The following is an 18,777-nucleotide window of genomic DNA, read 5'->3' as shown; positions in this document are numbered from 1 at the left end:
AGCGGCCTGTTAGGCCGTCGGCGGATGCCGGCGGGGATCCCCCGCCGGCATTCTTTTTTCCTCCCCCTTACGTCGAGCCCATCCACGGGCGGTTCTCCGGCGAGCAACCCCTCGCGCTTGTCCCTTTGCGTCTAGCCCGGCGTTCCCACTGCCCCCTTCCCCGCCGCCGATCGACGGTCCTGCGACCAGCCCGTTCGTTTTCCCCGGCATCCCTCCGGCTCCCACCCAGCCGCATGGGTCGTGAATGATTCCGGTTGCCCGCCTCGGCCGGGGAGGCCCTTGACCTGTCTTCCCCCCCAAAAAAAACCGTGCCAGATCCCCTCCCTCAAAGGATTCCAGAAGAGAATCTATCCGCCTCCGCGTTCCCCGGCCGGTTTATCCTTAATCCTTTCAGTGTGTTTGCCCCAGCTACCACTTAGATAGCCAGAAAAAGGTTCCGAATCCTGTGCGGGGGGGCGTCAGGGGCTTCCCCTACGCTGCCTGCAGTGCCATAATCCGGATCCCTACGGGAATACCCCAATTTCTTTCGGGAATATGTCTAGGGATGTACCCCGGAGACGATGGCAGCCCACCTCCAGTCCCCCCTTTCCGTCTGCCTCAAAGGGCCTTTGTGCCTTAGCGGCCTTGTCACCGGGCTCCTCTTGTGCGCTCAGGCGGGGTACGCCGAGCCCTCCCCGGAGCCGACCCCGGTGCAATCCTTGAAGGGCATCGGGGGCGAGGAGGGCGGCCCGGACTACGAGGCCGTCGCCGATACCGGCTTCAACCTGCTGCCCCAGGACCTGACATTCTCCGTCTCTCCGGACCCCGATCTGAAGGCCCTGATCAAGGGGGATATGGGGGCGGACGGCAAGGTGCGTCTGGATCAGGCCTTCCTGGAGCGGCCGCTGCAGCCCTCCGGCTGGCGGTGGAAGGTGGGGCGCTTCCCCTCGGACATCGGCTATCCCCACCGCGAGCACCCCGCCCAATGGGGATACACCCAGGGCCACGTGCCTTACGGGTTCCTGAAGAAGCCTTTCCATCTGAGGGACACCGGCCTGCAGCTCACCTGGAAGGCGGAGGCCAGCTACCACCTCCGGCTGGGGGTGGAGGCCTTCCAGGGCGAAAGCGGCCCGCTCAACCGGTTCGACGGCAGAAAAGCCCTGACGGGCGCTGGGCTGGGCCGAGAGCCGCTGGAGCGCTACGGGGAAGCCTCGGACGGTCCCAGGCTCTATACCGCCTTCGCCGAGGCAGCCCCGCCACTGGGTGGACCGCACCAGATCCAGGGCAGCGTATTCGGCATCCTGGACAGCGACCGCCAGGAGCTCGGGAATGCGGATTCCCCGGAGCTGCGACGGGGCGGCTATTGGATGGCCGGCACCAGCTGGGTCTATAGCCGGGACACGCCCACCGCCTTCGGCGACGGCCGGCTCAAGCTCAGCGCCGAGTATCTCCACGCGGAGAAGGATCTCGAGGTGGCCTACCACGCCGACGAGTCGGGGCTGGTGGGGAAGGACCGGCGGCGCACCGAGGAGGTCTATTCCCTGCAGGCGCGGTACGGGCTCGACCCCGATTGGAACGCCGATGTCCGCTTCGACCTGGTGGGGCTGGTGAGCGGCCTGCGGACGGAGGGGAGGGAACAGACGGCCACCCATCTGGCCCTGGAGAGCACCTGGTCCCCAACGGAGCACTCCACCCTGCGGGCCCGCCTGACCCGGGATGCCGGCGAGCGGCCCGGCCCCCTGGACTCGGAGAACCGGGTCATGCTGCGCTACAGTCTCGACCTCGGCCACTTCGGGGGCGACTTCCTCTAGCCCGACCCGGGGGCAGGTTTGCGGAATGCCTCCGGGTGCCGTAAATTGATGGCTACTCTGTTGTTCCTTTAAGGGGAGGTCCTCCGGAGCTTCGGTTCCCGGCCTCCCGCGGCAAGGCCGAGCGCTGCATGATCCATCGCACCCCATCGAGCTATCGGCATCTGGCCCAGGCCGCCGCGCGGCGCTGGCGCCTGCTGACCCTGCTGCTGGCCCTGTTCCTGGGCCAGGTGGGGCTGCAGTCCCATGCCGTGGAGCACACCCTCGCCGACGGCGAGCCGGTGTGCGAGCTGTGCGTGGTCTCCGAGAGCGCGGCCGCCTCCGACCCTAGCGCTCCCTCCCTGCCGGATACCGTGGCCGTACCGCCGGTGCGTGCCCCGGAATCCGTGCCGCCCCGGGCCGCCCTCCAGGCCGCGGCCGCCCGCGACCCGCCCGCCTGACCCTTTCCGCTTCCCAGAACCGTTTGCGCATGCCGCGTGCGGGCCCTGCGGGGACCTGGCACCGTCCGTGGCCCGTGGCTGGTTCCGCGCGGCGATGGCCATCGCTTTGGAAAGGGTTTTCCCATGCAACGCACCGCTTGGCTGGCGGGCCTCGCCCTCGTCCTGGGCGCGGGCGAGGCCGCCTGGGGGCAATCCGCCCCCTCGCTGGGCGCCGATTCCGGCGGCGCCGGCTCCGCCGAGGTCACCTCCGGCAACCGTTTCAACCCCGACATCTCCGTGATCCTGGAAGGCAACGCCTACCGGGACGACGCCGACGGCGAGGGCGCCGAGCTGCCCGGACTGGCCGCGGGCATCGGCCACGCCCACGGCGCCGAGGATGGCGACGACGGCCATGCCCACGGCGGCGACGAACCGGGCTTCAACCTCAAGCCCACCGAGCTACTGTTCTCCGCCAGCGTCGATCCCTATTTCGACGCCTTCGTGCAGGCGGTGATCGAGGACGACGGCGAGGTCGGGCTGGAGGAGGCCTACTTCACCACCACCGGCCTGCCCGCGGGCCTGCGGGTGAAGGGCGGCCAGTTCCTCTCCGGCATCGGCTACCACAACGAGAAGCACCGCCACCAATGGGCGTTCATCGAGCAGAACCTGCCCTACCAGCACTTGCTCGGTCCCCACGGCCTCATGGACAAGGGCGTGCAGCTCAGCTGGACCCCGGGCACGCCGGTCTACACCCGCTTCGGGGTGGAGGCCCTGCAGGGGGAGCAGGAGGTGGTGGGCCGGTTCGACGGCGAGGAGGCCATCCACGGAATGGAGGAGTTGGATCCCGTCGGGGAAGGCGATCTGGACCGCTTCGCCGAGCCGGATGAGGGGCCGCGCCTGTTCACCGCCTTCGCCAAGGTGGCGCCCGACCTGGGCTACTCCCACGAGCTGCAGGCGGGTCTGTTCGGCGTGTACGCCGCCGACCACCAGGAGATCCACGGCGACGAGAATCTCCCGGTGCACGTCCTCGGTGGCGAGGCGTGGGTGGCGGGCACCGACTGGGTCTACGCCTACGACGCCCCTCACCAGTACGGCAAGGGCGACCTCAAGCTCCAGGCCGAGTACCTGTATACGGTGAAGGACCTGGAGGTGGCCCATCACGAGGACGAGTCCGTGGTGGGCGACCGGCGGAAATTCGCCGAGGACGGCTTCTACGTGCAGGGCCGCTACGGCTTCGCCGCCAACTGGCGGGTGGGGGCCCGCTACGACACGGTGGGCCTCACCAACAAGCGAGAGGGACCCGCCGCCACCACCCATTGGGACCGGTCCGAGCGGGTGTCGGCCAACGTCACCTGGACGCCCACCCACTTCTCCCGGCTCCAGGCCCAGTGGTCCCGGCCGCGGATCGCCACCGAGCAGGGCACCGAGACCGCCAACCAGTTCTTCCTGCGCTACATCCTGAGCCTGGGCGAGCACGGCGCCCATGACTTCTAGCAAGGAGGCGACCATGATCCGCCCGATGCTGATCCTCATCCTGAGCCTGGCTGCCGCCGTTCCCGCCCTGGCGGAGACACGGGTGGCCGCCACCACCACCTCCATGGCCATGCTCGCCCGCACCGTGGGCGGCGATGCGGTCTCCGTGACCACCCTGGCGCCGCCGGACCGGGACACCCACTACCTGCAGGCCAAGCCCTCCATGATCCGGGACCTGCGCAGTGCCGACCTGGTGGTGGCGGTGGGCGCCGAACTGGAGGTGGGCTGGCTGCCGGCGGCCATCCGCAACGCCGCCAATTCGTCCATCCGGCCTGGCCAGCCGGGCTATTTCGAGGCCGCGGCTCAGGTGGAGCTGCTGGATGCCGGCGGTCCCGCAGACCGTTCCGGGGGCGACGTCCATCCCGGCGGCGACCCTCACGTGAACCTGGACCCCGTGCGCATGGCGGCGGTGGCCGAGGCCCTGGCGGAACATCTGGCGGAGCTGTCGCCCGACCACGCCGAGGCCTTCCGGGAGCGGGCCGACGCCTTCGCGGAGGAGGTGGACGAGCGCCTCCCCGCCTGGAAGGAGCGGGCGGGCGACAGCCCGGGGGTGGTGGGCTTTCACAAGGACATCCGCTACCTCATGGAGCGCCTGGAGGTGCCCATCCGGGGCTACCTGGAGCCTAAGCCCGGGGTGCCGCCCTCGGGCTCCCACCTGCGGGAGCTGATCGCCGAACTGGAGGGCTCCGGGCCGGGAGCGATCCTCCGCCATCCCTTCCACCCGCGGGGCCCGGTGGAGAAGGTGGCGGAGGCCACGGGGTGGCGGGCGGCCACGCTGCCCCTGGACCCGCCGCTGGGGGCCGAGGACGCCGACTACTTCGCCCTTATCGACGACTACGTTGCGGCCATCGCCGGCCCGCGGCGGGAAGAGGGCTGAGGAAGCCATGTCGCGGACAACCGTCGAGCATGCGGAGGGGGCCGGGCGCGACCCCCTCCCTGGGGAAGGTGGTGACCCAGCGGCCCTGGTGACCGCCGAGGAGGCCGTGGTGGGCTATGCCCGTCCCGTTCTGGGCCCCCTGTCCTTCCGGGTGCGGCCCGGGGACGTGGTGGGGGTCTGGGGCCCCAACGGTGCCGGCAAGTCCACCCTGCTCAAGGCCATCGCCGGGGAGGCCCGGGTGCACCGCGGCCGCCTGGAGGTGGCCCCGGGCTTGCGCCTGGCCTACCAGGCCCAGCGCCCGGCCCGGTTGGAGGAGATGCCGGTCAAGGGCCGGGAGCTGTTGGCGGTCATGCAGGCCGGGGACCGCCCGCCCCCGGCGCGCCTGCGGCCCTGGCTGGGGCAGCGGCTGGATCGCCTCTCCGGCGGGCAGCTGCAGCTGCTGACCATCTGGGCCTGCCTGGCCAGCGGGGCGGGCCTGGTCTTGCTGGACGAGCCCTCCAACAACCTGGACCCGGAGGGGATCGACCTGCTGGCGGAGCTGCTGACGGCCCGCGCGGCCGGCGAGGCGGTGCTGGTGGTGAGCCACGAGGCCCCCTTCCTGGAGCGGGTGGCCACCCGGCGCCTGGAGGTGGGGGGATGAGCCCGCTGGAGACCCTCACCGACCCCCTGTTCCGTCTGCCCTTCGCCGCGGGCCTGCTGGCGGCCCTCACCCTGCCCCTGCTGGGCAACCTGCTGCGGCTGCGGGAGGAGTGGCTGGCGGCCCTGGGCCTGGCGCACCTGTCCGCCGCGGGGGCCCTGGGGGGCCTCGGTCTGGGGGTCCCGGCCATCGCCGGGGGCCCCGTGGCCGCCGGGGTGGGGGCCCTGTTCAAGGGCCTCGCCGGGGCCCGCGGCAACACGGCCTATGCCCTCATGATCCTGCTGGGCTGGAGCGCCACCCTGGTACTGGCCGCCAGCACCGCCCTGGGCGAGTCGCTGGCCCACGCCATGGTGGACGGCCAGCTCTACTTCGCCGGCTGGCCCGAGCTGGCCGGCCTGGGCCTGTTCGCGGTCCTCACCCTGGCGGGCTTGCCCTGGCTCATGCCGCGCTTGCTCCGCGCCCGCTTCTTCCCGGAGCACGAGCGCGCCAACCGCCTGCCCGCCTGGCGCTGGCACCTGGCCTTCGACCTGCTGGTGGCGGCGGGAATGGCCCTGGGCACGGCCACCGTGGGCCTCATGGGCGCTTTCGCCCTGGCCTTCCTGCCGGCCTGGGCGGCCTTCGGCGTGGCCCCCGGCTGGCGGGCCGGGCTGGTGGTGAGCGCGTCCCTGGGTCTGGCGGCCTACCTGGGGGCCTTTGTCGCCGCCCTCGCGCTCGATCAGCCCTTCGGCCCGATCCTGGTGGCCGCCCTGCTGGTCTTGAGCGCGGGCGCCCGCTTTTACGGGCGCCTCCGGCGGGAGCCCGCGGGGGCGGGGTAGGCCCTCGGCCTCAGTCGGCCAGGGCGATCCCCTTGATCTGGGCGTGGATCTCCATGCCGGGCTCCAGGGCCAGGGAATCCCGGGATTTGCGGGTAATCCGGGCCAGCAGGGGCACGCCTCCGGCCTTCAGGCGGACCATGACCCCCTCCGTGCCCTCCTCCTGCATGTCCGCCACGCGGGCGGTAAGCACGTTGAGGATGGAGGTTTCCCGGGGCGGATGGCGGGTCAGGCTGACGTCCCGGGCGCGGATGCGCACGCGCACCGGGGCCTCCGGGGGGCGGTCGAGCGCCGGGACGGTGAGGCGTCCCCCGGGAAAGTGCAGCACCGTGAGGCCGTATTCCGGCTCGTGGCCGGCCACGCGGGCCTCCACCACGGCCTCGGCGGACTCGCCGTGGGCCATGGGGAGGTCGAGCCGGGTGGCCATCTCCGCCAGGGGGGCCGCGCCCTGGACGCGCCCCCCTTCAAGGAGCACCAGGTGGTCGGCGAGGCGGGCTACCTCGTCCATGGCGTGGCTGACCAGGAGCACGGGAATCGCCAGGCGGTCCCGCAGCCGCTCCAGGTAGGGCAGGATCTCCGCCTTGGCGGCCCGGTCCAGGGCCGACAGGGGCTCGTCGAGCAGCAGCAGCACGGGGTTGGCGAGCAGGGCCCGGCCGATGGCCACCCGCTGGCGCTCGCCCCCCGACAGCCCGGCGGGCCGCCGCTCCAGCAAGGGCTCCAGCCCCAGCAGTTCCACCACCTCCGCCCAGTCCAGACGCCGCGGGCCCCGGGCCCGCCGGTAGCCGTAGGCCAGGTTGCCGGCCACCGTGCGGTGGGGCAGCAGGGCGGCCTCCTGGAACACGTAGCCCACCCCGCGGCGGTGGGGCGGGCGGAAGACGCCCGCTTTCTCGTCCTGCCACACCGCACCGCCCACCTCCAGGTAGCCCTCCGGGGCCCGCTCCAGGCCGGCCACGCAGCGCAGCGCCGTGGTCTTGCCCGAGCCGGACGGGCCAAACAGGGCGGTCACCCCCCGGGGCGGCGCCTCAAAGGCCGCCTCCAGCCGGAAGCCGGGGCGCTCCAGGGCGAAGCGGGCTCGCAGGCCGGCCCCGCTCACAGCCCCACCACCTGGAAGCGGCGGTTGAGGGTGTAGACCGCCAGCAGCAGCAGGAAGGAGAACACCAGCAGGATTCCCGACAGCAGGTGGGCCTGGCCGTAGGCCAGGGACTCCACGTGGTCGTAGATGGCGATGGAGGCCACGCGGGTCTCTCCGGAGATGTTGCCGCCCACCATGAGCACCACGCCGAACTCGCCGAGGGTGTGGGCGAAGCCGAGGGTGGTGGCGGTGAGGAAGCCCCGGCGGGCCAGGGGCAGGGTGACGGTGACGAAGCGGTCCAGGGGGCCGGCGCCCAGGGTGGCCGAAGCCTCCTGCACCCGGCGGTCGAGCCCGGCGAAGGCGTCCTGCAGGGGCTGGACCACGAAGGGCAGGCTGTAGGCCAGCGAGGCCACCACCAGGCCCTCGAAGGTGAAGGCCAGGGCACCGATCCCCAGGGCCTCCAGGGGAGCTCCGATGGGGCCTTGCGGACCCAGGGCCACCAGGAAATAGAAGCCGAGCACCGTGGGCGGCAGCACCAGGGGCAGGGCCACCACGGCCTCGATGGCGGGCTTGAGGCGGGCCCGGGTGCGGCCCAGCCACCACGCCAGGGGCGTGCCGATCAGCAGGAGGATGGCGGTGGTGACCGCGGCCAGCTTCAGGGTGATGACCAGGGCCGTCCAGTCGGCTTGCTCCAGCATGGCGGCTCAGGGCCCCGGGTCGTAGCCGAAGTCGGCGAGGATCTCCCGGGCCTCGGGCCCCTGGAGGAATTCCAGGAAGGCCCGGGCCGCCGCGTTCCCCGCGCCCTGGTCCAACAGCACCGCCTGCTGGCGGATGGGCTCGTGCAGGTCGCCGGGGACCACCCAGCGGGAGCCTTCCTCCGGGGCCTCCGGCCCGCTGACCTGCGCCAGGGCCACGAGCCCCAGCTCCGCCGCCCCGCTGGCGGCGTACTGGTGGGCCTGGGCGATGTTCTCGCCCCGTACGATCCGGTCGCGCAGGTCCGCCCAGCGGTCCAGGGCCTGCAGGGCCTGCCGGGCGGCGAGCCCGTAGGGGGCGGTACGGGGGTTGGCCATGGCCAGGTGGCGGAAGTCTCCTTCAGCCAGGGTGGCCTTGCCGCGCACCCGGTCCGGGTCCGGGCTCCACAACGCCAGCCGCCCCACGGCGTAGGTGAACCGGGAGTCGTCCACCGCCGTGCCCGCCTCCTCCAGCAACCGGGGGCGGCGGGCGTCGGCGGCCAGGAAGGCGTCGAAGGGGGCGCCGTTACGGATCTGGGCGAAGAGCTTGCCGGTGGAGCCCGTGCTGATGCGCAGGTCGTGGCCGGTGGCCTCCTCGAATCGGGGCTCGAGGGCCTGGATGGCGGCGTTGAAGTTGGCGGCCACCGCCACCCGCGCCTCGGCGGCGTGGGACAGGCCACCGACTAGCGAACCGCCAAGGACGCCAAGGACGCCAAGAAAACGGCCAAGGCGGGCAGTATGGCCTCGTCGGGCGGAGTGACAAGCTCGGTTGCGGAAGGCCGGGGGCGCTGCCATTGCATTCCTGTTCTTCTTGCTTGGCGGTCTTGGCGTCCTTGGCGGTTCGCGTTTGTTTTCAGCCGTTCACCGCCAGGATCACGTGCGAGGCCTTGATCAGGGCGCAGGCCGCGACGCCCTCGGCCAGGCCCAGGGTGGCTAGGCTGTCGTTGGTGATTACCGCGGAAACCGTGTTGCCGCCACCCAGCCGGAGGGTAACCCCGGCCTCCACCTCGCCTTGATCGATCCGCTCCACGGTCCCGCATAGCCGGTTGCGCGCGCTGGTTCGCAGCCCCGCCTCCTCTCCGGTCAGGATGATGTGGGTGGCCTTCACCAGGGCCAGCACCTCGGCACCCTCGGCCAGGGCCAGCTCCCGGACGCTTTGGTTGGTGATCACCGCCACCAGGGGCTCCCCGCCGCCCAGGCGCAGCACCACTTCCGTATTCACGGAGCCGGGCTGGATGTCCGTTATCCGGCCCCACCACTGGTTCCGCGCGCTCGTCCGCATGGCCAACCTCCCCATCAGGGCCCGCAGCCGCTCCGGGTCGCCGGACTCGGCCGCCAGCATCTCCAGGAACCGGGTGTAGGCGGCCTCAGCGGCCCGGAACTCCTCGATCATCCGCCGCCCGTGCTCGGTCAGGCGGGTTCCGCCGCCGCCCCGGCCCCCGGTGACGCGCTCCACCAGGGGCGCATCGGCCCGGTTGTTCATGGCCTCCACCATGTCCCAGGCCCGTTTGTAGCCCATGCCCATGGCCCGCGCCGCCTTGGCCATGGAGCCTAGCTCGTCGATGCGCTCCAGCAGCTCCGCGCGACCCTGGCCGAGGAAGCCCTGATTCTCCTTCTCGAGCCAAAGACGGCCGGCGGGACGGGTGGGGACCGATGGGGGCACGGGGCGCTGCTCCGGGGACGCGCTTTCGTTATATTCGAGCAGATATAACGCTAGACGGCAAGCCACGGGGCCGCAGGGATTCCCTGGCAGGCCGGCTTTCCGTACTGTGGCTGGAAGGGAGCGCCAACCTACACCCTAAACCCTGGGAGAAATGGGAATGGGAAAGGCGGGTGATGAAGCCAAGCCCCGGGTGGCCGTGCACAAGTTCAGCTCCTGCGACGGCTGCCAGCTGGCCTTCCTGGACCTCGGCGAGGCTCTGGTGCGACTCGCCGAGCTGGTGGACTTCGTCCACTTCGCCGAGGCCGGGCCGGTGGCCCCCGAAGCGGAGACCGACATCGCCTTCGTGGAGGGCAGCATCTCCACGCCCGAGGAGGCGGAGCGGATCCAGAGGATCCGGGCCAACACCCGCTACCTGGTGCCCATCGGCGCCTGCGCCACCTCCGGCGGCATCCAGGCCCTGCGCAACCTCCACGACGGCAAGCAGTGGCTGGCGGACGTCTACCCCTCGCCGGAGTACGTGGAGAGCCTGGCCACCTCCACCGGCATCGCCGACCACGTGACGGTGGACTACGAGCTGTGGGGCTGCCCGGTGAACGGCCGCCAGGTGCTCGCCGCGGTGCGGGCTTTGTTGTGGGGGGTGGACCCGGTCCCGGAGCGGGACAAGGTCTGCATGGAGTGCAAGCGGGCCGGCCACGTCTGCGTTCTGGTGAGCCGGGGCCAGCCCTGCCTGGGGCCGGTGACGGTCACCGGCTGCGGCGCCCTGTGCCCCGCCTTCGGCCGCGACTGCTACGGCTGCTACGGACCGGCGGAGAACCCCAATCCCGATGCCCTCGGACGGCGCTTCGAGGGCCTGGGGCTGATGCGCGAGGACGTGGCCCGGCGCTTCCATTTCATCCACAGCCACCGCGAGCCCCTGCACGGCGCCGGCCTGCGCTGGGGCGCCGGGGGAGGCCCGTGAGCGACCCCACCCGCCGCATCGACATCGACGTGCCGGTGCTCGCCCGGGTGGAAGGGGAGGGCGCCCTGGAGGTGCACGCCGCGGGCGGCCGCATCACGGACCTCAAGCTCCGCATCTTCGAGCCGCCGCGCCTGTTCGAGCGCTTCCTGCAGGGGCGGGGCTACCACGAGGTGGCCGACGCGGTGGCGCGCATATGCGGCATCTGCCCGGTGGCCTACCAGATGAGCGCCGTGCAGGCCCTGGAGTCCATCTTCGGCGTGGAGCCCGGCGCCTGGGTGCGCGCCATGCGCCGAGTTTTCTACTGCGGGGAATGGATCCAGAGCCACGCCCTGCACATCCACCTGCTGGCCCTGCCGGACTTCTTCGGCTACGACAGCGCCCTGGCCATGGCCGCCGACCACCCGGAGGAGGTTCGCCGCGGCATGCGCCTGCAGGCCCTGGGCAACGAGCTCATGGCCCTGTTCGGGGCGCGGGCGGTGCACCCCGTAGGGGCGCGGGTGGGCGGTTTCCACCACGCACCAAAGGCCGCAGACGTTGCCGACCTGCGGGGCCGCCTGGAGGCCGCCGTCCCGGAGGCGGAGGCCCTGGCGCGCTGGGCGGCGGGATTCGGTCTGCCGGACAACGGCCAGGGATTCCCCTGCCTGGCCCTGCGCAACGGCGCCGACTACCCCATGAACCGGGGCCGGATTGCCGCTTCCACCGGCCTCGATGCCCCCGTGGCCGCCTTCGCCGACCACGTCACCGAGGAGCAGGTGCCCCACTCCACGGCCTTCCACGCCCGCCTGCACGGCGAGCCCTACCTGGTGGGCCCGCTCGCCCGGCTTAACCTAAACGCCGACGTGCTGCCCGCGCCCACCCGGGCCCTGCTGGCGGACACGGGACCGGCGCTGCCCTCCACCAACCCCTTCCACTCCCTGCTTGCCCGGGCCCTGGAGATCCACGCGGCCCTGGTGGATGCGGTGCGCCTGCTGGGCGACTACCGGGTCCCGGAACGGCCCTACGCCGAGGTCGCGCCCCGGGCCGGCACGGGGTACGGGGCCACCGAGGCCCCGCGGGGGGTCCTGTGGCACCGCTACGAGACCGACGACGCCGGGCGCGTGACGGCCGCCCGCATCGTGCCGCCCACGGCGCAGAACCAGGCGCGCATGGAGGACGACCTGCGCACCACCCTGGAAGCCCGCGGCCTCGACGCCCCGGACGACGAGCTGCGCTTCCTCGGCGAGCGGGTGATCCGCAACTACGACCCCTGCATCTCCTGCGCCACCCATTTCCTCGACCTCACCGTCCACCGCCAATGATCCCCGTGGCCGTGCTCGGCATCGGCTCGCCGTTCGGCGGCGACCGGGTGGGGTGGACGGTGGTGGAGGCCCTGCGGGCGGAGGCGGAAGCGTCCTGGCCGGCGGTGCGGCTCGCCGCCCTGGACCGTCCGGGCCCGGGGCTGCTGCCCCACCTGGAGGGCGTCGGCCACGCCGTGCTGGTGGACGCGGTGCGCAGCGGGGCCCCGCCGGGGACCCTGCACCGGTTCCGCCACCTGGACGAGCTGCCGGCGGCCGAGCCCCTGTCCTCCCACGGCTTCGGGCTGGCGGAGGCCCTGGCCCTCGCCGGGCGGGTGGGAGTCCTGTCGGAGTGGGTGGTGGTCGGGGTAGAGGCCGATGCGCGGACTCCACCCGCGGAGGCGGTGGTGGCCCGGGCCGCCCAGGCGGTGCGGGAGGAGGTAGCCGCCCGGATGTCCCCCTAGACGGTGACCCCCAGGCGGTCCAGCACCGCCGCCTGGCCGGGGCTCGTCAGCGCCAGCACCCGCACCAGCGCCGCCTCGCTCATGCCGTCGCGCAACCGGGCCCGGCAGAGCCGGTGGATGCGGGGGCCGTCCAGGTGGGGATCCTCCAGGGCCCGGCAGCGGCGCTCCAGCACCGCCTCCACGCGCTCGCGGGCCAGGGGGTCGGCGCCGGTGCCGGGGCGCCGCACCCAGAGGACCGGGCCCCGCCCCGCGCGGTACGGGCGGAAGAAGCGGGCCGCCAAGGGTTGGCCGGCCTCCAGCAGGACGGCCCACAGCTGGTCGACGAGGTCCTCCGGAGCCGGCAGGGCATCGGCCGGGAGCCGCTGCAGCAGGTCCTCCACCTGGGCGCTGATCCGCGCCTCGGCGGCCGGCCCGGTCCCTTCCTGCAGGCGCAGGACACGGCGCAGGTGATCGGTGGCTCGCTGGAGGGGGGAAACGGAGTCCAGGGAGGACGGGACGGCGGGGCCCACGCAGGGGCCCGGACGGGGGAAACGGCTGCTCATGGGATCTCCAATCGCCGCAAAAGCGCGTTATCGGTCGATTGGAGCCAACGCGGCGGGGCCGGGGCACGGGGGCGCGGCGGCCCGCCGGTCCCGGGAGCCCTGGTCCGGAATCCGGACGCCGGCGCGAAGGCTCGCGGGTTCCCGTCCCGTTGGGACGGGGTTCTCCGGCAGGTCTTCGGACTCAGGGGCAGCCTACGGCCGCGGCTTCCCACCCCGAAGGGCAGTGCCCGAGGTCGGCGACCTCGTGCGGCTTTCGTTCCCCAACACCGCTGCGCGTCAGTCCCGGATTCGCACCGGGTTCCCTCTTGCGACACCCAATATTTTGGGGGTGAACCGGAGATTGGACTCAAGATACGGGTAATGGCGGGGCGCTGGCAAGGGGCGTTGCAGGGATCCGGGAAATCCCCTAGGTTTTCGCGGTACCCGAGACCGCAGCCCCTGGAGGAACCATGCGCCCTGCCCGGACCCTGTCCCGCTTCCTTCTGCCCGCCCTGCTCCTGGCCGCATCCGCCGCTCACGCGGGGCCGGTGGCCGGCCCCAGTCTCTTCGGCGGCCTGGCCTTCCACGACAACCGCTTCAGCGACTCCCCCGCCGACCGGGACTACGCCAGTCACGGGGTCAATCTCGGGCTGGACTATCAGGTGCCGGTGCACGGCGCCTTCTCCTGGAACCCCTTCTTCAGCCTTGCCCTGGAGACCAGCGACGACTTGGCCGAAGACCCCTCCGTGCGCAACGCCATTCTCGGGCTGGAGGGGCGGGCGTGGTACCGCACCATGTTCGTGGGCGCCCACCTGGGCCTGCACCGCCAGGTGGTGGACGGCGACCGCTACACCCGGGAAGGCCTGGGCCCGGGTTGGGGCTTCAGCCTGGGCGTCCAGGGTCCCGGCGAGCTCTACACCATGGGCATGATCACCCGCGCCGAGGGCCTGGGGGTTTGGGACGGCCGGGACGTGGACTACACCGGTCTGCGCTTCCGCATCGGCTACCGGTTCCACTAGCACCCGGGGCCGGCCATGCCGGCTCGCGGCCCCCTGGACCTGCCTCCGGAAAGCTGACGGAAAGGGTCGGGAACTTCGCCCGGCCATGGGCATCCAAGTCAATAAGAAAACGCTAATACTCTAACGCTCCAGTGGCCCGCCCATAGCCGGGATCAAGGAGGTAGAACCATGATCTTCCGTCAGCTGTTCGAGCCCGAGACCTCCACCTACACCTACCTGCTGGGCGACGAGGAGACCCGCGAGGCCGTCCTCGTGGACCCGGTGGCCTCCATGGTGGACCGCGACCTGGCGGCCCTGGCGGAGCACGGCCTGACCCTGAAGTACGTCCTGGAGACCCACGTGCACGCCGACCATGTGGCCGCCGACACCGAGCTGCGCGAGCGCACCGGCTGCCGGGTCGGCCTGCCGGAGCAGAGCGGGGTGGACTGCGCCGACTTCCAGGTGCGCGAGGGCGAGCCCGTCGAGGTGGGTAGCGTGCGCATCGACCCCCTCTACACCCCGGGCCACACCGACGACAGCCACAGCTACGTGGTCGGGGACATGGTCTTGACCGGCGATACGCTGCTGATCGACGGCTGCGGTCGCACGGATTTCCAGAACGGCGACGCCGAGGCCCTGTTCGAGTCGGTGCGCAACAAGCTGTTCGCGCTGCCGGAGCGGACCCTGGTCTATCCCGGCCACGACTACAACCACCGCCATGTCTCCACCATCGGCCAGGAGAAGGAGCGCAACCCGCGCCTGGGGATGGACAAGAGCCGCGAGGAGTTCCTGGAGATCATGGCCAACCTCGACCTCCCCTATCCCAAGCGGATCGACGAGGCCGTGCCCGCCAACAAGCAGTGCGGCCGCAAGCACGCCGCCTGACCCTGCAAGGCCGTTTCTCCCCTCACGGCCGGGCGCCGGGGCAATTGCCCCGGCGTTTTTTTGCCCACCCTCACCCCAAAAACCCACACCAGCAAGGCTGGTTTCGTTGAGCGTGTCTCCCACCCGGGACAGGAGTTGTGGTCGAAGGCCGTTCTAGGCACCCAGAAGGCAAACGAAGCTAGGCTAAAAATTCCCCAGTTATCCAGTAGGTTGACGCCTAACCCCGGCTGCAGGAGACTTACGCTCAATCCGAAACCAAATGGTAGGTAGTTTCGGCCCTGGAGGGAGCGCCCCCGGCCCGCGCACTCCCTCGGGGCCATCCAGCCGGGCGGATGCCCGGGAGCCACCGCGCCACGGGGATGCCGGCGGCACCAGGGGAAGGGCCGGGATGAGACCGCGGCCGTCCGCCCCGCGGACGGCAAAAGGGGACCACGCCGGGGCACGCTCCCCGGCGTTTTTTGTGCGCCCCCGCTTCCCGGGCGCTCAGCCCTCCCCGATCACGTCCTCCACCCAGCTCAGGGCCGCGGAGGTGGCGGGGAAGCCGATGGTGCTGGTGAGGACCACCAGGGTGTGGCGGATCTCCTGGGGGGTCGCGCCGGCCTCCAGGGCGCGCCGGGTGTGGCTGTGGACGGCGCCCTCCGACCCCAGCGCGGCCGCCGCGGCCAGCTGCACCAGGTTGGTGGTGCGCTCCTCCAGAGGGCCGGCGTCGCGCGCCGCCTGCCCCAGGTCCTCGAGGGCCTCCAGGTAGCGGGGGTATTCCTCCCGGAGGTGCTCGTAGTGGCGGGGAAGGTCGTTCATGGCCGCCTCCTTGCGTACGGGTGGTCGCCACCGGGTTCTCCACCCAGCTTTTTCCGGGACGCCGGACCTTGCAACCCCGGCGGGCCGCCGGTAGCGTGAATTTTCCCCGTCCCACCGGAGACCGCCTTGGCCCGAGCCGCCGCCGAACCCCATGCCGTGCGTCTGGAGGGGGTCCGCTTCGCCTATCCCGGCGCGGACCGCCCCCTGCTGGAGGACCTGGACCTGACCCTGGCCCGGGGCGAGCTGGCCGCCGTGCTCGGGCCCAGCGGGGTGGGCAAGTCCACCTTGCTCAACCTGGTGGCGGGGCTAGCGGTGCCGGAGGCCGGCCGGGTAACGGTGCTCGGCACCGAGGTGACCGCCCTCGACGAATCGGCGGCGGCGCGCTGGCGGCGGGCCCATCTCGGCTTCGTCTTCCAGCAGTTCCATCTGCTGCCTTACCTGACGGTGGCGGAAAACGTGGCCCTTCCGCTGGCCCTGCAGGGGGAGCGCTGGGAGGACGAGGGGGTCCGGGGCTTTCTGGGGCGCCTGGGCCTGGCGGAGCAGGCGGATGCCTATCCCCGCCACCTTTCCGGCGGCCAGGCCCAGCGCACCGCCATCGCCCGCGCCCTCATCCACCGCCCGCCGGTGCTGCTGGCGGACGAGCTTACCGGCAACCTGGACGAGGAAACGGCGGTGGCGGTGATGGACCTGCTGGTGGAGGCGGTGGAGGAGCTGGGCACCACCACCCTGGTGGTGACCCACGCCCCGGAGGTGGCGTCCCGTGCCCACACCCGCTACCGCCTCGCCCACCACCGGCTGCACCGGGAATCGTGAGGCCGGCCCGGCTGCTCTTCCGGGCCCTGGTGTGGGGCCCCCTGGCGGGGCGGCCCATGCAGGCCGCCGGCATGGCCCTGGCCATCGCCCTGGGGGTGGCCATGGTGGCGGCCATCCACTGGGTCAACGCCTCCGCCCTGCACAGCTTCGAGCAGGGCGTCTCCGCCCTGTCGGGCCGCTCGGGAACCACCGTGCAGCCCGCGCAGGGGGCCCTGGACGAGAATCTCCTGCCCCGCATCCGCGCCCTGCCCGAGGTGGCCGAGGCCTTCCCGGCCCTGCGCGCCGAGGTGCCGGTGGCCCCCGGCGCCGACCTGCCGGTGCTGGGGGTGGACCTCCTGCGCGATGCCGCGGTCCGCGGCGACTACCTGCCCGAGCTGGGCGGGGAGGGGCTGGACTTCCGGGACCTGCTCGCCCGGGGAGCGGTGCTGCTGGGCCGCGACGCCGCCGAGCGCCTGGACAAGGGGCCGGGGGATACCCTGCGCGCCCAGGTGGGTGCGGAGCCGGTGACCCTCCGGATGGTGGGGCTGCTGCCCGCCGGGACCTTCTGGTCCGACGGGGCGGTGATGGACATCGCCACGGCGCAGTGGACCCTGGGCCGCGTGGGCGAGCTGGACCGCATCGACGTGGTGCTGGAGGACCCGGACCGGCGGGCGGCCTTCGCCGAGCGCCTGGAGGAGCTGGCCGGCGAGTCCGCGCGCCTGTCCCGGCCGGAGCTGGAGGCCCAGCGCCTGGACGCCATGACCCGGGCCTACCGCACCAACCTCAACGTCCTGGCCCTGGTGGGCCTGCTCACCGCCGCCTTCCTGGTCTACAGCCTGCTCACCCTGTCCATGCGCCGCCGGCGCGCCCAGTTCGCCGTGCTGCGGGTGCTGGGCATGGAGCGCGCCCGGCTGGCGGCCTGGCTCCTGGGCGAGGGCCTGGTGCTCGGCGTGGTGGGCTCGGCCCTGGGCCTGGTCCTGGGCCTCGCCCTGGCCTGGGCGGGGGTGGAGGCTTTGGGCGGCGACCTGGGGGCCGGCTACTTCCGCGACCTCCAGGCGCGCCTGCACGCCGAGTGGTGGGACATGCTCGGCTTCGGCGCCCTGGGGGTCCTGGCCGCGGCGCTGGGCACCCTGGCCCCGGTGCTGGACAACGTGCGCGGGGCCGGAGAGGCGGCCATGCGCCGGGGCGGCGCCGAGGAGCGGACCGGGCCCGGGCGGGGGCCGCGGCTGGTCCTGGCGGTCCTGGCCCTCGGCGGGGCCGCCGTGCTGAGCCGCCTGCCGGCCTGGCAGGGCCTCCCGGTGGCCGGCTACGGGGCCATCCTCCTGGTCCTCGGGGCCGGCCTGCTGCTCGCCCCCCTGGCCCTGCGGGCCTTCGCCCGCGCCCTGCCGGTGGGGCGCCGCCACGTGGCGGCGCTGGTGGCCCGCTCCCAGCTCCTGGGCGCGCCGCGACGGGCCGCCCTGGCGGTGAGCGCCGCCCTGGTGAGCTTCGCCCTGCTGGTGGCCATGTCCACCATGATCCACTCCTTCCGCGGCAGCGTGGAGGCCTGGCTCCACCAGATCCTGGCCGCCGACCTCTATGTGCGCGCCGGCACCGGCGGGCAGACCACCCACATTCCGGCGGAGGCCTGGCGGGAGATCGAGGGCTGGCAGGGGGTGCGCCGCCTGGATCCCTTCCGCCGGGCCGAGCTGGACTGGGCGCCACGGGAGTCGGAGGCCACGGAGGCCCCGGTGGAGATCACCGCCCGGCGCCTGGACCTCCCCGAGACCCGGGCGGCCATCGAGGTGATGCGCGGGCAATGGCCGGAGGCCGGGGAGGACCGCGCGTTGCTGGTCTCCGAGGTCTTCGCCCGCCTGTACGGCACCCAGGTGGGCGACACCCTGCGCGTGCCCCTCGGCGGGGAGGCCCGGCGCCTGACGGTCTCCGGGGTGTGGCGCGACTACTCCTACCAGTGGGGCCACCTGCTCATGGACCGCGGGACCTACGCCGAGCTGGCCGGGGACCGCAAGGTGGACCAGATCGGCCTGTACCTGGAGCCGGGGGCGGACAAGGAGGCCATTCGCGGCCGCCTGGAGGAGGTCTTCGCCCGGGCCCCGGGCCTGGAGATCGCCGACGCCGGCGAGATCCGCAGCGCCAGCCTGGAGATCTTCGACCGCAGCTTCGCCGTGACCTATGTGCTGGTGGTGGTGGCGGTGGGCGTGGGCCTGGTGGGCACCCTGCAGTCCCTGGCGGTGCAGGCCATCGAGCGCCGCGGCGAGCTGGCCATGCTGCGCTTCCTGGGCTTCCGGGTGGCCGACGTGGCCCGCTCCCAGGCCTACGAGGCCGGCCTCACCGGGGCCTTCGGCGGGCTGCTGGGGCTGGCCGTGGGCGCGGGCGTGGCCTGGATCCTGGTGAAGGTGGTCAATGACCAGTCCTTTCTGTGGAGCCTGCCCGTGGACTTCCCGGTGGGCCTGCTGGCGGGGGCCTGGCTGGTCCTCACCGCCGCCACCGGCGCCGGGGGCTGGCTGCTGGGACGCGCCCAGGGTCGCCGGGACCCCACGGGGGCGGTGGGGGAGGAGT

General features: G+C 72.6%; 19 protein-coding genes and 1 riboswitch. Of the genes, 13 read left to right on the top strand and 6 right to left on the bottom strand.

The window, feature by feature from the left end; translation table 11 throughout:
• Positions 1 to 689 precede the first annotated feature (689 nt).
• From ACLFRB_RS10395 to ACLFRB_RS10370, 6 genes are all read left to right on the top strand, one after another.
• Positions 690 to 1,790, top strand: a complete 1,101-nt coding sequence (locus ACLFRB_RS10395) for a hypothetical protein (protein WP_411068944.1) — start codon at positions 690 to 692, stop codon at positions 1,788 to 1,790.
• A 128-nt stretch (positions 1,791 to 1,918) separates the two neighbouring features.
• Positions 1,919 to 2,227 (top strand): hypothetical protein, encoded by a 309-nt coding sequence (locus ACLFRB_RS10390; protein ID WP_411068943.1) that lies wholly within the window; start codon positions 1,919 to 1,921, stop codon positions 2,225 to 2,227.
• A gap of 123 nt (positions 2,228 to 2,350) precedes the next feature.
• Positions 2,351 to 3,700: a TonB-dependent receptor gene (locus tag ACLFRB_RS10385; protein WP_411068942.1), complete on the top strand. Its 1,350-nt coding sequence runs from the start codon at positions 2,351 to 2,353 to the stop codon at positions 3,698 to 3,700.
• A 13-nt stretch (positions 3,701 to 3,713) separates the two neighbouring features.
• Positions 3,714 to 4,616, top strand: coding sequence for a metal ABC transporter substrate-binding protein (locus ACLFRB_RS10380; protein WP_411068941.1), 903 nt, complete (start codon positions 3,714 to 3,716; stop codon positions 4,614 to 4,616).
• A 7-nt stretch (positions 4,617 to 4,623) separates the two neighbouring features.
• On the top strand, positions 4,624 to 5,256 hold the full coding sequence (locus tag ACLFRB_RS10375; RefSeq protein ID WP_411068940.1) for an ATP-binding cassette domain-containing protein: 633 nt from the start codon (positions 4,624 to 4,626) through the stop codon (positions 5,254 to 5,256).
• Entirely contained in the window at positions 5,253 to 6,068 is an 816-nt protein-coding gene (locus ACLFRB_RS10370; RefSeq protein WP_411068939.1) for a metal ABC transporter permease, read from the top strand. The genes ACLFRB_RS10375 and ACLFRB_RS10370 overlap by 4 nt, the downstream gene beginning before the upstream one ends.
• 10 nt (positions 6,069 to 6,078) lie before the next feature.
• On the opposite strand, the gene modC is transcribed toward ACLFRB_RS10370, so the two are convergent.
• From modC to ACLFRB_RS10350, 4 genes are all read right to left on the bottom strand, one after another.
• Entirely contained in the window at positions 6,079 to 7,158 is a 1,080-nt protein-coding gene (gene modC, locus ACLFRB_RS10365) for a molybdenum ABC transporter ATP-binding protein (RefSeq protein ID WP_411068938.1), read from the bottom strand.
• The gene (modB, locus tag ACLFRB_RS10360) at positions 7,155 to 7,835 is read right to left on the bottom strand and encodes a molybdate ABC transporter permease subunit (RefSeq protein ID WP_411068937.1); all 681 of its coding nucleotides are present in this window, start codon (positions 7,833 to 7,835) and stop codon (positions 7,155 to 7,157) included. The genes modC and modB overlap by 4 nt, the downstream gene beginning before the upstream one ends.
• A 6-nt stretch (positions 7,836 to 7,841) precedes the next feature.
• Positions 7,842 to 8,519, bottom strand: coding sequence for a molybdate ABC transporter substrate-binding protein (modA, locus tag ACLFRB_RS10355; protein WP_411068936.1), 678 nt, complete (start codon positions 8,517 to 8,519; stop codon positions 7,842 to 7,844).
• A gap of 202 nt (positions 8,520 to 8,721) precedes the next feature.
• Positions 8,722 to 9,531, bottom strand: coding sequence for a TOBE domain-containing protein (locus tag ACLFRB_RS10350; RefSeq protein WP_411068935.1), 810 nt, complete (start codon positions 9,529 to 9,531; stop codon positions 8,722 to 8,724).
• A gap of 157 nt (positions 9,532 to 9,688) precedes the next feature.
• On the opposite strand from ACLFRB_RS10350, the gene ACLFRB_RS10345 reads away from it, so the two are divergent.
• From ACLFRB_RS10345 to ACLFRB_RS10335, 3 genes are read left to right on the top strand one after another with little or no spacing between them, the layout of a single operon-like run.
• Positions 9,689 to 10,489, top strand: a complete 801-nt coding sequence (locus tag ACLFRB_RS10345) for a sulfhydrogenase subunit delta (RefSeq protein ID WP_411068934.1) — start codon at positions 9,689 to 9,691, stop codon at positions 10,487 to 10,489.
• Positions 10,486 to 11,787 carry a Ni/Fe hydrogenase subunit alpha gene (locus tag ACLFRB_RS10340; protein WP_411068933.1) on the top strand — a complete coding sequence of 434 codons (1,302 nt, stop codon included), beginning with the start codon at positions 10,486 to 10,488 and terminating at the stop codon, positions 11,785 to 11,787. The genes ACLFRB_RS10345 and ACLFRB_RS10340 overlap by 4 nt, the downstream gene beginning before the upstream one ends.
• Positions 11,784 to 12,227 (top strand): hydrogenase maturation protease, encoded by a 444-nt coding sequence (locus ACLFRB_RS10335; protein ID WP_411068932.1) that lies wholly within the window; start codon positions 11,784 to 11,786, stop codon positions 12,225 to 12,227. Before ACLFRB_RS10340 ends, ACLFRB_RS10335 begins: the two co-directional genes overlap by 4 nt.
• Here the strand turns inward: ACLFRB_RS10335 and ACLFRB_RS10330 are convergent.
• Complete coding sequence (locus tag ACLFRB_RS10330) at positions 12,224 to 12,769, bottom strand: hypothetical protein (RefSeq protein ID WP_411068931.1); 546 nt, start codon at positions 12,767 to 12,769, stop codon at positions 12,224 to 12,226. The genes ACLFRB_RS10335 and ACLFRB_RS10330 overlap by 4 nt on opposite strands.
• A gap of 148 nt (positions 12,770 to 12,917) precedes the next feature.
• Positions 12,918 to 13,122: riboswitch (cobalamin riboswitch) on the bottom strand.
• Between the two features lie 96 nt (positions 13,123 to 13,218).
• Between ACLFRB_RS10330 and ACLFRB_RS10325 the strand changes: the two genes are divergently transcribed.
• Both ACLFRB_RS10325 and ACLFRB_RS10320 read left to right on the top strand, forming a co-directional pair.
• Entirely contained in the window at positions 13,219 to 13,767 is a 549-nt protein-coding gene (locus tag ACLFRB_RS10325) for a hypothetical protein (protein WP_411068930.1), read from the top strand.
• 168 nt (positions 13,768 to 13,935) lie between these two features.
• On the top strand, positions 13,936 to 14,631 hold the full coding sequence (locus tag ACLFRB_RS10320; RefSeq protein ID WP_411068929.1) for an MBL fold metallo-hydrolase: 696 nt from the start codon (positions 13,936 to 13,938) through the stop codon (positions 14,629 to 14,631).
• A 483-nt stretch (positions 14,632 to 15,114) separates the two neighbouring features.
• Here the strand turns inward: ACLFRB_RS10320 and ACLFRB_RS10315 are convergent, their stop codons facing one another.
• Positions 15,115 to 15,429, bottom strand: a complete 315-nt coding sequence (locus tag ACLFRB_RS10315) for a carboxymuconolactone decarboxylase family protein (RefSeq protein ID WP_411068928.1) — start codon at positions 15,427 to 15,429, stop codon at positions 15,115 to 15,117.
• Between the two features lie 126 nt (positions 15,430 to 15,555).
• Here ACLFRB_RS10315 and ACLFRB_RS10310 point away from each other — a divergent pair, with 126 nt between their 5' ends.
• Both ACLFRB_RS10310 and ACLFRB_RS10305 read left to right on the top strand, forming a co-directional pair.
• Complete coding sequence (locus ACLFRB_RS10310; RefSeq protein ID WP_411068927.1) at positions 15,556 to 16,242, top strand: ABC transporter ATP-binding protein; 687 nt, start codon at positions 15,556 to 15,558, stop codon at positions 16,240 to 16,242.
• Positions 16,239 to 18,777, top strand: a 2,539-nt coding sequence (locus tag ACLFRB_RS10305; RefSeq protein ID WP_411068926.1) for an FtsX-like permease family protein, incomplete at its 3' end; no start/stop codon positions are given. The genes ACLFRB_RS10310 and ACLFRB_RS10305, both read left to right, overlap by 4 nt.

It is taken from the genome of Thiohalorhabdus sp. (assembly GCF_046545655.1).
Taxonomy (GTDB): domain Bacteria; phylum Pseudomonadota; class Gammaproteobacteria; order Thiohalorhabdales; family Thiohalorhabdaceae; genus Thiohalorhabdus.
The sequence above is the reverse complement of the archived record's forward strand: the minus strand, read 5'-3'. Positions and strand labels throughout refer to the sequence as shown.

Bases quoted from the DNA above. Each gene is read 5' to 3' on its own strand.
- ACLFRB_RS10390 (WP_411068943.1), top strand. From the start codon at position 1,919: ATGATCCATCGCACCCCATCGAGCTATCGGCATCTGGCCCAGGCCGCC.
- ACLFRB_RS10385 (WP_411068942.1), top strand. From the start codon at position 2,351: ATGCAACGCACCGCTTGGCTGGCGGGCCTCGCCCTCGTCCTGGGCGCG.
- ACLFRB_RS10380 (WP_411068941.1), top strand. From the start codon at position 3,714: ATGATCCGCCCGATGCTGATCCTCATCCTGAGCCTGGCTGCCGCCGTT.
- ACLFRB_RS10375 (WP_411068940.1), top strand. From the start codon at position 4,624: ATGTCGCGGACAACCGTCGAGCATGCGGAGGGGGCCGGGCGCGACCCC.
- ACLFRB_RS10370 (WP_411068939.1), top strand. From the start codon at position 5,253: ATGAGCCCGCTGGAGACCCTCACCGACCCCCTGTTCCGTCTGCCCTTC.
- modB (WP_411068937.1), bottom strand. From the start codon at position 7,835: ATGCTGGAGCAAGCCGACTGGACGGCCCTGGTCATCACCCTGAAGCTG.
- ACLFRB_RS10345 (WP_411068934.1), top strand. From the start codon at position 9,689: ATGGGAAAGGCGGGTGATGAAGCCAAGCCCCGGGTGGCCGTGCACAAG.
- ACLFRB_RS10335 (WP_411068932.1), top strand. From the start codon at position 11,784: ATGATCCCCGTGGCCGTGCTCGGCATCGGCTCGCCGTTCGGCGGCGAC.
- ACLFRB_RS10330 (WP_411068931.1), bottom strand. From the start codon at position 12,769: ATGAGCAGCCGTTTCCCCCGTCCGGGCCCCTGCGTGGGCCCCGCCGTC.
- ACLFRB_RS10325 (WP_411068930.1), top strand. From the start codon at position 13,219: ATGCGCCCTGCCCGGACCCTGTCCCGCTTCCTTCTGCCCGCCCTGCTC.
- ACLFRB_RS10320 (WP_411068929.1), top strand. From the start codon at position 13,936: ATGATCTTCCGTCAGCTGTTCGAGCCCGAGACCTCCACCTACACCTAC.
- ACLFRB_RS10315 (WP_411068928.1), bottom strand. From the start codon at position 15,429: ATGAACGACCTTCCCCGCCACTACGAGCACCTCCGGGAGGAATACCCC.